Below are 12,612 nucleotides of genomic sequence, written 5' to 3'. Positions count from 1 at the left end.
TTTAATTATACCTAAGGCAATACTATTTATACATGCCTTCTAAATATGTTCTTTTATATTTCAGATTAAAATGCATAAAACCCGATGCTGCATCAAATAGCTGCATCGCGTTTTTCAACATAGTTTATTTTGATTTTATTTTCTCAGGATGTTGGTTTAAGTGAGTTCCAAATTCCTGTAGGAGGCAGTTAAATCATGACTTGGTTTCAAAAGTCTTTCGTGATAAATTTTACCATGGCTGATTGATAGATCATATTCACTACAAGACCATATAAATCTCTTATTGTTTGTTAAATTACAATATGCAAGATGCTCACACGTCGCACATAAACTATTTTCTATACTGTTCATAATTTATTGCTTTAGACTACCTTATTACTGAAGCAATAGATATGCCGCTAAAGTAAAGAAACAATCAAAACAATATACGGCACTGACTTTCAATTAATTACTGTGATATTTAAAAATCATTAGAACAGATCAAACGGGTAAAAAACACCCACTGAGGAATTATTACCCAATAGAGATTGGCTTATTTTATTTTGTCGCGAAGTGTTTTACGGTCAATTTGAAGAATCTCAGCGGCTTTGGTCTTATTATTATTTGTGGCTTCCAAAACTTTAAGAATATGTAATTTTTCGACTTCTTTTAGAGAAAGGAAAATATCCTGTCTCGGAAAATCAATTTGATATTTTAAATTTTTTGGCAGATTGTCTATTTCAACTTGTTTATCGCACATAATGACTGCACGTTGAATACTGTTTTCAAGCTCCCTAATATTCCCCGGCCAATCATAGCGTTCAAGAGCCATAAGAGCCTCTTCAGATATTTTAACGATCCTATCCTTATACTCAACACCGTATTTGAAAAGAAACTTATCTACTAAAAGCGGAATGTCAGACTTCCGATCCCTGAGTGGAGGCACCTCTATTTGAACGACAGTAAGCCGGTAGTATAAATCTTCCCTAAAACGTCCATTTTTAATCAAATCTCTTAAATCGACATTGGTAGCAGCAATCACCCTCACATTAACTTTCTCAGTTTTTTGTGAGCCAACCCTCATGATTTCCTTTTCCTGCAACACCCTGAGCAAGCTCAATTGCGTGGTCATGGAGGCGTTTCCAATTTCATCCAAAAACAAGGTACCGTTATTGGCTGCTTGAAAAAAGCCACTACGGTTATCGGTGGCACCGGTAAATGCCCCTTTAGTATAGCCAAACAATTCCGCCTCTAACAAACTTTCAGGAATGGCACCACAATTGACCGCTACAAAAGGTGCCGCAGCAAACTTACCTGTATAGTGAATAGCTCGCGCTACCAATTCTTTCCCTGTACCACTTTCTCCCTGAATAAATACAGTAGCTTTATTGTCCTTTACCCTATCAATAACATTCAGAACATTCTGCATACTCTCTGATTCTCCAATAATTTCTGAAAAAACAGGATTGCCCTGTGGAGTCCTTTTTTTATTATGGATGGGCTGGCGACTTAAAACCAGCGATTTTTGAACAGCTGTTTTAAGTTCTTCTTTGGTAAAGGGCTTTATAAGATAATCCATAACTCCAGATTTCATGGCTTTCAAAGCACCATCCACAGAAGGGAAACCTGTAACGGCCAATTTAGGAATATCAGGAAAATGTTCAGAAACATACTTAACCAATTGCAGCCCGTCAACCCCCGGCATTTGAAGATCGGTAATCAATAGATCAATAGATTGATCCTGTAAAATTGCTATTGCTTCCTTTACAGAAATAGCCTTGTAGGTGTGATAGTTTAAGGATTGCAAGAGCCTTTGGATCAATTCCAAAATCTGAACATCGTCATCAACAATCAATATGTTTTCCCGCTCTAATGGCATCTTTTATATTTTAGGAAATGTAAGCGTAAAAATAGTGCCTTTAGGCCGATTAGCGGTATGTTTTATAGTGCCTTTATGGCTTTTTATGATGCCATGCACCACACTCAAACCAAGCCCTGAACCTTCACCGACCGGTTTTGTTGTATAAAACGGATTAAAAATATATTCTGAGATCTCTTTTGAAATCCCAGTGCCTTCGTCCTTAATGGTTAAAACCATCTCTCTCTCTTCATTGTCAACGTCAATCGTTATCTGTCCATTCTGGGGTGAAAAATAAATAGCATTGATTACCAAATTAAATATCACCTGAGTTAGTTGGATGGCATCTACCCTCAGATTGATTTCATCATCACTAAAATTTAGATGACAAATGAGCTCTTTTTTTACAAAACTCGGCTTTAACAGATTAATAGCATCAGTTATGATTGGATTAATATTGACAAGTTCCATCTGCTGAGGCATTACGCACGAAAAAAACATCAGCTTTTTAACCACTTCTCTTGAAAAAATGGCACTATTCATAATCTTATCCAAATCTTCCAAGGCCTCTGCATCATCAACAAAACGCTCTTTTAACAATTCAGAAAACCCTAAGATGCTCGCCAATGGAGTATTCAGTTCGTGAGCAATGCCTGCAGTGATTTCTCCCAAAATAGAGAGTCGGTCCGCCCGTTCCATTTGGCGTTTGGTCAACTCCTCTTTATCGATAATTTGTTTGCGTTCAATCAAGTTGCCAATCTCGATGGCTAAAGTCCTGACCAACTGTTTTTCTTCCTCCAAAAAAACATTCTGATTATATTTTGATTTTGGATAGCCGATTTTAATAGAACCATACGGTAAATTAAAAGCTTTTATGGCAGTTAGAATAAATACATGCTCTTTGGATTTTTCACCCGAATGCACGATACTGTCTCCAAGTTTCATTTCTACGAAGGCCTCATTACTGTAAAGAATGGCTTCCTTTAGACTGACCGTTATAGCTTTAAAGGTTGGCTCTAGATCATAGAGGTTAGAATTGGCAATATAGGAGCTTACATTATACAGACAGGTAAGCTCCTTAATTCGTTCTCTTAATTTGTCTTCGGTAGAAACAAGAGCCATGGTTTTTATAACTTGTTGTCAATAATGTCTTGCACCACTTCAGGATTCAACAATGTGCTGGTATCACCAAGATTGGACATATCGTTCTCTGCAATTTTACGAAGGATCCGTCTCATAATCTTACCACTTCTGGTTTTTGGCAATGCATTAGAAAATTGAATTTTATCCAGTTTTGCAATTGGCCCAATACGTTCTGAGATCAACTGATTGATTTCTTTGCGCAAATTCTCATGGATTCGACTTTCACCAGTTTCTTTTAAAGTGACAAACCCGTATAGTGCGCTTCCTTTAACATCATGAGGGAAACCTACAATAGCACTTTCTGACACCGCTGGGTGCTCATTAATGGCATCCTCCAAAGGCCCTGTACCAAGATTATGCCCTGATACAATAACCACATCATCCACACGCCCAGTAATTCTATAATAGCCCACTTCATCTCTTAAAGCACCATCACCAGTAAAGTACATATTTTTATACGTGGAGAAATACGTTTCCTTATAACGTTGATGATTATTCCATATTGTACGCGCCATACCTGGCCATGGAAACTTAATACATAGGCGCCCGTTGACTTGATTCCCTTTTAATTCTTCGGTATCATCCATAATGGCAGGTTGAATCCCTAAAAACGGTAAAGTGGCATAGGTGGGTTTGGTTGGTGTGACATAAGGTAATGGTGAAATCATAATACCTCCTGTTTCGGTCTGCCACCAGGTATCGATAATAGGGCTTTGACCCTTACCAATAATATCATTATACCAGTGCCAAGCTTCTTCGTTAATTGGCTCGCCTACGGAACCCAAGACTTTAATGGAAGAAAGATCAACATTTTCAGCAAAAGAAAGATTCTGCTTTGCTAAAGCTCTAATAGCCGTTGGTGCGGTATAAAACTGATTGACTTTATGCTTCTCAATAATTTGCCAAAACCTTCCAAAATCTGGGTAATGTGGCACGCCTTCAAACATGACCGTAGTAGCACCATTGGCCAAAGGCCCATAAACAATATAGCTATGGCCTGTGATCCAACCGATGTCTGCGGTACACCAGAATACATCATTTTCTTTGTACTGAAATGCGTTTTTAAACGTATAGGCCGAATAAACCATATATCCTCCCGTTGTATGCACCATCCCTTTAGGATTTCCTGTAGAACCAGAAGTATATAGAATAAATAACGGATCTTCTGCATCCATGACTTCCGCATCACAGACAGAAGAAGCCTTATCAAGCAGCGGCTGCAACCACACATCTCTATTTTCAACCATTTGTATATCGGCGTTGGTTCGTTTTACCACCAATACCGTTTTGACATGATCACAGTCTAAAAGCGCTTCATCTACAATACTCTTAAGGTCAAGGCTTTTATTGCCTCTAAATGAGCCATCAGCCGCAATCACCATTTTACAATCGCTGTCATTGATACGCGTGGATAAGGCTTTAGATGAAAATCCTGCAAACACCACATTGTGTATAGCTCCAACGCGCGCACAGGCCAATAAGGTTATTGCCAATTCTGGAATCATAGGTAAGTAGACACAAACGCGGTCACCTTTTTTGATTCCTTGGTCTTTAAGAACGTTTGCCATCTTACAGACTCGTTCATGAAGTTCTTTGTAAGTAATATGCTCTGCTTCTTCATTTGGGTCGTTCGGCTCAAAGATAATGGCCGTTTTATCCCCACGGTTGAGCAAATGCCTGTCCAGGCAGTTTTCTGTAATGTTCAACTTTGCACCTTCAAACCACTTGATTTTTGGCTCGCTAAAATCCCATGTGAGCACCTTATCCCATTTTTTTCGCCATAAGAAATGTTCTTCTGCGATCTCTTCCCAAAAATTTTCAGGTTCACGCACTGATTTTCTATAGACTTGGTAATATTCTTCAAGATTTTTAATGCTGTAATGACTCATTGTTTTTTATGGTTTTGGTTTGTTATAAAATATAGTCGTTGATTTATACCCTAAAAACGGAAACGACCAAGGGTTCTTCTTTCAAAAATATAAATAAATTTCAATAGAAACGACTTATTCAAGTTTTCTATAAAATCATTTGGAATAAATGTAATGCCATCTAAAAGAAATTAAAAAATAGAGGTTTCATTGGCTTCGAAAAATATTACAACTTCATCTTTTTGGAATACGCTTTAATTTCCTTAACCACCTTTGGCGCTAATAAAATTGTAGCTGTCATTGTAGGAATTGCCATTAAAGCAAAGGTACCGTCAATAAGATTAAGCATCATGCTTAAAGGTGTCACAGCACCAAGGATGATACTGGCTATATAGAAATAATTGTAATAATGTTTGTTATGAGCCCCAAATAAGAAGGACATACACTTTGATCCATAATATGAATATGTAAATAATGAAGATATGCTAAAAGTTGCAATACAGATCAACAACAAATAGTTTCCATAAACGGGAATGGCATCATTAAACGCTGCTGCGGTTAAACTTACGCCGTTTGCCTCTGTGGTCTGCCATACGCCAGTTACCAGTATGGCAAGTGCTGTTAAGGTACAAACAACAAGAGTATCGATGGCCGGTCCGAGCATTGCCACCAGGCCTTCTCTGACGGGCTCATTGGTTTTTGATGCTCCGTGGGCCATTGGTGCTGTACCTATTCCCGCTTCATTTGAAAAGGCACCTCTCCTAACACCTAATAATATCAATCCACCAACGACACCGCCCAAAAATGAATCGCCACTATAATTATTGGCCGCAAATGCATCCGTAAACATGAGTCCAAGATACTTAGGCACCTCTTCAATATAAACTCCTAGAATGATCAAAACCAATACAAAATAGAGGAACACCATAGATGGCACCAACCTTTCTGCGGTTTTACTAATCCTATCTAACCCACCCAAAATAACAACAGCTGTTATAGCCACTAATATGAGACCAATGATAAAGTTTGATGTGTCCGTCTCAACGATACCGTTTGGTTCCAGCAAAATAAAATTTATAGCCTGCTTTAATTGATTGACATTAAAAACCGGCAAAGCTCCAATAAGCCCACATATACTAAAGAAAACAGCCAATGGTTTCCATGATTTACCTAAGCCTTCCATAATAAAATACATGGGCCCTCCTTGCACATCACCATTACTGTCTTTTCCTCGAAACATAATGGCCAGGGTACAGGTAAAGAACTTGGTGGACATTCCGATAATGGCACTGATCCACATCCAAAACATAGCTCCTGGCCCGCCAATATGAATGGCTACTGCAACACCTGCAATATTCCCCATCCCAATTGTAGATGCCAATGCGGTTGAAAGGGCTTGAAAATGGGTGATTTCCCCAACTGCATCAGGGTCATCATATTTCCCCCGAAGGACATTTATGGCGTGAAAAAAATAACGGAATGGTAAAAATTGAGAGCGTACCAACAGGTATAAACCGCCGCCAATTAATATAATCAATAATGGCAAACCCCATGCGTAGTCTGCATAGGATTGAAGGATCAATTCTAAAGTCTTCATTTCTTGGTTTTGATTAGCGATTTTAAAGATATAGTTTTCGATTTAGAAACTCCAAGAATGTCTTACAAAAAATCAGGAAACCCTTTAAAAGTTATTAATTTTGGATTTTAACATTATATTTACATTTACTAGCCAATACCTGATTGAAAGCAAACCGACTTTATTTTATTGATGCTGTTAGGGCATTCGCCATTTTAATGATGTTACAGGGTCATTTTGTGGACACGCTTTTAAATCCGATCTATAGAGATGATTCCTATACGGCCTACACCGTATGGTCTTACTTTAGGGGCATCACGGCACCTGTATTTTTTACAATTTCGGGACTTGTTTTTTTGTATTTATTATTGAAAGCCCATGCCAAGGGCAGTGACAAACGGCGGTTGCGAAAAGGGGCCACAAGGGCCGTCATGTTAATAGGGATTGGGTATGCGCTTCGAATCCCGTTTTTTTCATGGCTAAAAGGCAGTTTTGACACTTATTTTTTGGTAATAGACGTCCTTCAGTGCATTGGACTTTCACTTCTTTTATTAATTGGTCTCTATCTGCTGTGTAGAAGGAACAGCTATATTCTGTCAGTTGCCCTATTAACTATAGGGTGCCTTATTTTTGTTACTGAACCTTTGTATAGAAATTTAACTTTAGAAAAAGTACCTCTGGTATTTGCTAATTATTTGAGTAAATCAAACGGCTCTGTATTTACAATGTTGCCGTGGTTTGGCTATGTGGCATTTGGCGGTTTTTTTGCCACCTTATTTTTTAGAAATTCTCAAAAAAAATATTTTAAACCAATTACAGTGACGGCGTTTTTTGTACTCGGCGCTATATTATTGCAATATTCAACTATAATTTTGCAAAGACTGTTTGAGATAACCCATGTTGAACTCTTTGAGCGATCGGCAAATTATAATTATCTTTTTTTACGCTTAGGAAATGTGCTGGTGTATTTCGGTTTTTTCTATATGCTTGAACGCTTTATGAAACAATCCATAGTAACCCGAATTGGTGAAACCACCTTAAACATCTATATCGTACATTTTATAATTATCTACGGTAGTTTTACAGGAATTGGCTTAAAACATTTCTATTATAAATCATTAGAACCATGGGAAGCCGTATTTGGAGCTATACTATTTATTGTTGCCGTATGCTTTATTGTGTTCCATATTGGAAAAACAAACGCATTTATCTATAAATATCTTAGAAAATTGTTGCATTTGGTCAAACCACCAAAAGTTAATTTGGAAAAATCTAAAAACGAAAATCAATAATGTTCTGCCAAGAAACGCTCTACATTGGTTCTGATGCGTTCTTGAATTTGGCTAACATCCGCTTTAACAAACGGTTCTCCCATAATTTTCTCATAGAGTTCAATATATCGATCCGAAACAGTCTCAATATAATCATCAGTCATTTCCGGAACCTTTTGTCCTTCGAGGCCTTGAAATCCGTTAGAAATCAACCATTGGCGGACAAACTCTTTTGATAGTTGTTTTTGCGATGCGTCTTTGTCTTGACGGTCTTGGTAGCCTTGTGCATAAAAATACCTAGAAGAATCGGGTGTGTGAATCTCATCAATCAATACAATTTTACCATCTTTTGTCTTACCAAATTCGTATTTGGTATCCACCAAAATTAAACCTCTACTTGCAGCAATCTCTGAACCTCTTTGAAAGAGCTTGCGTGTATAATCTTCTAATATTACGTAATCAGCTTCACTCACAATACCTCGTTTCAAAATTTCTTCTCTTGAAATATCTTCATCATGATCTCCCATTTCTGCTTTGGTAGCTGGTGTAATAATAGGTTCTGGGAATTTATCGTTTTCCTTCAATCCCTCAGGCATCGGGACACCACATAAAACGCGTTTACCAGCTTTGTATTCACGAGCGGCATGGCCAGACATATAACCCCGAATGACCATTTCTACTTTAAAAGGGTCACACAAATGCCCTACTGCCACGTTGGGATCTGGTGTTGCTATCAGCCAGTTTGGCACCAAGTCTTTAGATTGCTCCATAAATTTTGTAGCAATTTGGTTGAGAATCTGTCCTTTATAAGGAATTCCCTTGGGCATGACCACATCAAATGCACTTAAGCGGTCGGTGGCAATCATGACCAAAAGCTCATCGTTAATATTATAAACCTCTCTTACTTTGCCTTTATAAACACTTTTTTGGTTTGGAAAATTAAAATTAGTGGCTGTGATGGTATTCATGATGGAAACGTTTTTAGCAATTTAGATGATTACAAAAGTAAGGTTATTGGCAGTAAGTTCGCAAAAAAAAAGAGCAGTAAAACACTGCTCTTTTTGAAATTTGTTTTTGGATCAATTAGAATCTCAAATTGTAAGTTACACCAATACCAAGCACCTGAATATCTATATCATTTTCAGCAAACGTGTTTTGGTAGTAGGCATAAAAATTCCAATCTCTATTGTGGTAGCCTATTTGCGGATTTAAATAAAGTCCACCTTCATTGTTATCAACATTGGTTAAAAATCCGTAACCAAAGTCGGCACCAATAAACAGTCCTTTAGGTTTGAAATAATACCTCGCAAATGCAGCCGCTGGAATAATTCCGAAGTCGTCAAAGCCATCTTTCCCAAATAAGTGGTTGTAGCCTGTTGTCAACCCGATCCCAAAATTAGGAGTCACTAGATATTGACCTTTCAATTCCATTCCGAGTGCAAAAGATGAAACGTCATCGATGTCACCCATTGGAACGCCAGCGTTCAGACCAATTTTCAACCATGAGTTTTTTGAGGTCACGTCAACCTCGTGATTTTGCGCAATCGTGGTTCCCGCGATAAAGAGCGCAAGTAATAGAATAACTTTTTTCATTTGTAACAATTTTTAAAATTAATTATATCAAATGGACAAAAGGCATACCATTACAGGCATTTTTATTGATAATTTTAAAAAACAGATTCAATAGGTTGATCCTGAAATTATTGCTACTTCTGACAAATTTACACCATTGTCAGATGCCATGACAACATGCTAATTTATTCTCTTGGTTCAATTTCCTTATAGGCCTGAATAATTCTTTTTACGAGTTTATGGCGTATGACATCCTTTTCGTCTAAAACCACAATTCCAATACCTTCCACATTTCTTAAAATTAAAAGAGCTTCTTTCAGTCCAGAGGTGGTACGTCTCGGCAAATCGATCTGACCAGGATCTCCTGTCAATAAAAACTTGGCGTTTTTGCCCATTCTGGTCAAAAACATTTTCATTTGGTTAGGTGTGGTATTTTGACCTTCATCCAAGATTACAAAGGCATTATCCAAAGTACGTCCCCGCATAAACGCCAGCGGCGCAATCTGAATGGTTCCTTTTTCCAGCAATTGTACCAGCTTTTCGGCTGGAATCATATCTCTCAAAGCATCGTAAAGCGGCTGCATATAAGGGTCAAGCTTTTCTTTCAAATCGCCAGGTAAAAAACCAAGGTTTTCACCAGCTTCAACGGCAGGCCGCGTTAAAATAATTCTCTTGACTTCTTTATTTTTCAATGCTTGAACTGCCAGTGCAACGCCCGTATAGGTTTTTCCTGTTCCCGCAGGACCAATGGCAAAAACCATATCATTTTGTCGCATACTCTCAACCAATTTCCGTTGGTTGACCGTCTGAGCTTTAATGATCTTACCGCCCACACCATGAAGTATTGCTTCGCCACTCTTTTCAGTAGTTGAATATTCGTCACTGCTTGCACTAGTTAACACACGCTCTATGGTATTTTCGTCAATTTTATTGTATTTAACATAATGTGCCGTTAACATCGCCATCCGCTTATCAAATTCCTCCAATACATCTTCATCACCATAGGCTTTAATTTTATTGCCTCTTGCCACGATTTTCAATTTGGGAAAATACTTTTTAAGAAGTTCAATATTAACATTGTGCGCTCCAAAAAAATCTTTTGGAGCTATTTCTTCTAATTCAATTATAAGTTCATTCAAAAGCTACCGATTTAATATATTAATCTCTTAAGTTTTATTAGTTTTGCGTGGGCAGAAAAAGACTGATATTTTCACCCAATTATACAAATCTAAATGAAATATTCTATATACGTTTCAACAAAACATATATTATAAGTTATTTCCTAAATTGATGCAGTAAAATAGTCATAACGCACAACCCAACAAAACAAAGAACAGAATAAAATTCATGGCAATCATAACATTAACCACTGATTTTGGAGAAAAAGACCATTTTGTAGGCGCTGTAAAAGGTGCTATTTACAACGAACTTGATGATGTAAAGATTGTTGATATTTCTCACGCAGTTTCACCTTTTAATGTTTTGGAAGCCGCCTATATTCTACAAAATGCTTATAGTAGTTTTCCAAAGGGATCGATTCATCTCATTGGGATTGATTCTGAATTAAATCCAGAAAACAAGCATATTGCCGTGAAGTTGGATGATCATTATTTTATATGTGCCAATAATGGCATAATGAGTATGATTTGCAATGAAATTACACCCGAAAAAATTGTTGAGATCAATATTCACGATAAAACATCAACCAACTTTCCTGTTCTTGATGTTTTTGTTAAGGTAGCTTGTCATATTGCTAGAGGCGGCACTTTGGAAGTGGTCGGGAAAGTGATAAACGATATTAAGCCCATCAAAAACCTTAACCCATTTGTCAATGACGATCAGTCACAAATTATAGGTAGCGTCATATATATTGACAATTATGGTAATGTGATCACCAATATACGCCGGAAATTTTTTGATCAGGTCCGAAAGGGACGCGCTTTTGAAATCTCGGCTCGTAGTTATAAATTTAAAGAAATCCATAAAAGATACAGTGATATTGTTAATTTCGACATTCCAGAAGAACAACGCCAAGATGAAGGTCGCGGTTTGGTAGTCTTCAATTCGTCCAATTATTTAGAGATTGCCATTTATAAAAGTGATCTTGCCACTGTAGGGAGCGCATCAAGCTTAATGGGATTAAAGATGAGGGATACGGTGACGGTGAATTTTTTGAAGTAAGGGAATATTGGAAGACGGAGGACCGTGAACTGTATAATGAAAATTGAACACTATAGACTGATGGCCCAACGGCAGGATTAGCGAACGCAGGAATATTTAATACTGAAAATATGTTTGTAAGAATTGTAAAAATGAGTTTTGAGCCTTCAAAGATTAAATCGTTTCTTGCTTATTTTGAAACAAAAAAACACCTTATTAGAGGTTTTGAAGGTTGTGAGTTTTTAGAGCTTTACAGAGACAAAGAAAACAGTAATATATTTTTCACCTATAGCTATTGGAAAGCCGAGTCAGATTTGGAAAATTATAGAAATTCTGACCTTTTCAAAACCGTTTGGGCAACAACCAAACAATATTTCAATGACAAACCAGAAGCTTGGAGTGTGGATAAATTGGTATCACTTAAATAATTTAGAATTAAATAGATGTTTGCAATACTTAAAAAAGAAATCAATTCCTTCTTTGCTTCTCCAATAGGTTATCTGGTGATTGCACTGTTTTTGGTGCTTAACGGACTATTTCTCTGGCTTTTTAATGGCGATTTTAACATCTTGGAAAGTGGTTTTGCCGATTTGACGCCATTCTTTCTTTTAGCACCATGGATTCTTGTGTTCTTAGTTCCGGCGGTAACCATGAGGAGCTTCTCTGATGAAAAAAAGCAGGGCACCTTAGAGCTTTTAGTGACTAAACCTATATCTCAGCTACAAATAGTTTTGGGTAAATACTTTGGCGCTTTAGTATTGATAATTATGGCCTTATTGCCAACGCTGCTATATATTTTAGCCCTCGATAATTTAAAAATGACCACAGACATCCTTGATTATGGGGGTGTTATTGGGTCTTATTTAGGACTTTTCTTCTTAGTGGCTGCCTATGCAGCAATCGGTCTTTTTGCATCCACCATCTCTGACAATCAGATTGTTGCATTTATTAGTGCCGTTTTTTTATGCTTTTTCTTCTATTTTGGTTTTGAAGGATTGTCAGGATTAAGCGCTTTACCATTAGAGCAGTTTGGCATGGAAGCCCATTATAACAGTATTAGTAGAGGGGTTTTAGACACTAGAGATTTGTTGTATTTTGTTAGTATTTCGGTCTTTTTCATCATTTTGACCCAGTTCAATATTCAAAAAAAATAATATGATCATAACACCGCTCTTTGTCATTTTC

The 12,612-nt window shown here is 37.3% G+C and carries 11 protein-coding genes; 4 read left to right on the top strand and 7 right to left on the bottom strand.

Going from position 1 to position 12,612, the window contains the following annotated elements:
* Nucleotides 1-532: 532 nt before the first annotated feature.
* The 4 genes from H3Z82_RS07255 to H3Z82_RS07240 all read right to left on the bottom strand — a co-directional run bounded on the left by H3Z82_RS07255 (nucleotide 533) and on the right by H3Z82_RS07240 (nucleotide 6,445).
* Nucleotides 533-1,858 carry a sigma-54-dependent transcriptional regulator gene (locus tag H3Z82_RS07255; RefSeq protein ID WP_182204236.1) on the bottom strand — a complete coding sequence of 442 codons (1,326 nt, stop codon included), beginning with the start codon at nucleotides 1,856-1,858 and terminating at the stop codon, nucleotides 533-535.
* A gap of 3 nt (nucleotides 1,859-1,861) precedes the next feature.
* Nucleotides 1,862-2,959 carry a sensor histidine kinase gene (locus tag H3Z82_RS07250; protein ID WP_182204234.1) on the bottom strand — a complete coding sequence of 366 codons (1,098 nt, stop codon included), beginning with the start codon at nucleotides 2,957-2,959 and terminating at the stop codon, nucleotides 1,862-1,864.
* 5 nt (nucleotides 2,960-2,964) lie between these two features.
* Nucleotides 2,965-4,869 carry an acetate--CoA ligase gene (gene acs, locus H3Z82_RS07245; protein ID WP_182204232.1) on the bottom strand — a complete coding sequence of 635 codons (1,905 nt, stop codon included), beginning with the start codon at nucleotides 4,867-4,869 and terminating at the stop codon, nucleotides 2,965-2,967.
* A 205-nt stretch (nucleotides 4,870-5,074) separates the two neighbouring features.
* Complete coding sequence (locus H3Z82_RS07240) at nucleotides 5,075-6,445, bottom strand: alanine/glycine:cation symporter family protein (RefSeq protein WP_182204230.1); 1,371 nt, start codon at nucleotides 6,443-6,445, stop codon at nucleotides 5,075-5,077.
* A gap of 143 nt (nucleotides 6,446-6,588) precedes the next feature.
* On the opposite strand from H3Z82_RS07240, the gene H3Z82_RS07235 reads away from it, so the two are divergent.
* Nucleotides 6,589-7,716, top strand: coding sequence for a heparan-alpha-glucosaminide N-acetyltransferase domain-containing protein (locus tag H3Z82_RS07235; protein ID WP_182204227.1), 1,128 nt, complete (start codon nucleotides 6,589-6,591; stop codon nucleotides 7,714-7,716).
* Here H3Z82_RS07235 and H3Z82_RS07230 read toward each other — a convergent pair.
* The 3 genes from H3Z82_RS07230 to H3Z82_RS07220 form a co-directional block, all read right to left on the bottom strand.
* On the bottom strand, nucleotides 7,710-8,663 hold the full coding sequence (locus H3Z82_RS07230; RefSeq protein WP_182204225.1) for a phosphoribosylaminoimidazolesuccinocarboxamide synthase: 954 nt from the start codon (nucleotides 8,661-8,663) through the stop codon (nucleotides 7,710-7,712). The two genes, H3Z82_RS07235 and H3Z82_RS07230, sit on opposite strands and share 7 nt — an antisense overlap.
* Before the next feature lie 115 nt (nucleotides 8,664-8,778).
* The gene (locus H3Z82_RS07225; RefSeq protein ID WP_182204222.1) at nucleotides 8,779-9,288 is read right to left on the bottom strand and encodes a hypothetical protein; all 510 of its coding nucleotides are present in this window, start codon (nucleotides 9,286-9,288) and stop codon (nucleotides 8,779-8,781) included.
* A gap of 164 nt (nucleotides 9,289-9,452) precedes the next feature.
* On the bottom strand, nucleotides 9,453-10,406 hold the full coding sequence (locus H3Z82_RS07220) for a PhoH family protein (protein ID WP_182204219.1): 954 nt from the start codon (nucleotides 10,404-10,406) through the stop codon (nucleotides 9,453-9,455).
* 208 nt (nucleotides 10,407-10,614) lie between these two features.
* Between H3Z82_RS07220 and H3Z82_RS07215 the strand changes: the two genes are divergently transcribed.
* The 3 genes from H3Z82_RS07215 to gldF all read left to right on the top strand — a co-directional run bounded on the left by H3Z82_RS07215 (nucleotide 10,615) and on the right by gldF (nucleotide 12,581).
* A complete protein-coding gene (locus H3Z82_RS07215) occupies nucleotides 10,615-11,448 on the top strand; it encodes an SAM hydrolase/SAM-dependent halogenase family protein (RefSeq protein ID WP_182204217.1) in 834 nt (277 codons plus the stop codon).
* Between the two features lie 110 nt (nucleotides 11,449-11,558).
* The gene (locus tag H3Z82_RS07210; protein WP_182204214.1) at nucleotides 11,559-11,855 is read left to right on the top strand and encodes a putative quinol monooxygenase; all 297 of its coding nucleotides are present in this window, start codon (nucleotides 11,559-11,561) and stop codon (nucleotides 11,853-11,855) included.
* Nucleotides 11,856-11,870: 15 nt separating this feature from the next.
* Nucleotides 11,871-12,581, top strand: coding sequence for a gliding motility-associated ABC transporter permease subunit GldF (gene gldF / locus H3Z82_RS07205; RefSeq protein WP_182204213.1), 711 nt, complete (start codon nucleotides 11,871-11,873; stop codon nucleotides 12,579-12,581).
* Nucleotides 12,582-12,612 lie beyond the last annotated feature (31 nt).

The sequence above is a fragment of the Gelidibacter maritimus genome (assembly GCF_014062315.1).
In the GTDB taxonomy this organism is placed as follows: domain Bacteria; phylum Bacteroidota; class Bacteroidia; order Flavobacteriales; family Flavobacteriaceae; genus Gelidibacter; species Gelidibacter maritimus.
Note: the sequence above shows the minus strand (reverse complement) of the source record. Positions and strands in the feature narration are given on the sequence as shown.

What these genes read in the sequence shown, in the direction of transcription:
- H3Z82_RS07225 (WP_182204222.1), bottom strand. Translation starts at nt 9,288, where the DNA reads ATGAAAAAAGTTATTCTATTACTTGCGCTCTTTATCGCGGGAACCACG.
- H3Z82_RS07255 (WP_182204236.1), bottom strand. Translation starts at nt 1,858, where the DNA reads ATGCCATTAGAGCGGGAAAACATATTGATTGTTGATGACGATGTTCAG.
- H3Z82_RS07215 (WP_182204217.1), top strand. Translation starts at nt 10,615, where the DNA reads ATGGCAATCATAACATTAACCACTGATTTTGGAGAAAAAGACCATTTT.
- H3Z82_RS07250 (WP_182204234.1), bottom strand. Translation starts at nt 2,959, where the DNA reads ATGGCTCTTGTTTCTACCGAAGACAAATTAAGAGAACGAATTAAGGAG.
- H3Z82_RS07240 (WP_182204230.1), bottom strand. Translation starts at nt 6,445, where the DNA reads ATGAAGACTTTAGAATTGATCCTTCAATCCTATGCAGACTACGCATGG.
- H3Z82_RS07210 (WP_182204214.1), top strand. Translation starts at nt 11,559, where the DNA reads ATGTTTGTAAGAATTGTAAAAATGAGTTTTGAGCCTTCAAAGATTAAA.
- gldF (WP_182204213.1), top strand. Translation starts at nt 11,871, where the DNA reads ATGTTTGCAATACTTAAAAAAGAAATCAATTCCTTCTTTGCTTCTCCA.
- H3Z82_RS07230 (WP_182204225.1), bottom strand. Translation starts at nt 8,663, where the DNA reads ATGAATACCATCACAGCCACTAATTTTAATTTTCCAAACCAAAAAAGT.
- acs (WP_182204232.1), bottom strand. Translation starts at nt 4,869, where the DNA reads ATGAGTCATTACAGCATTAAAAATCTTGAAGAATATTACCAAGTCTAT.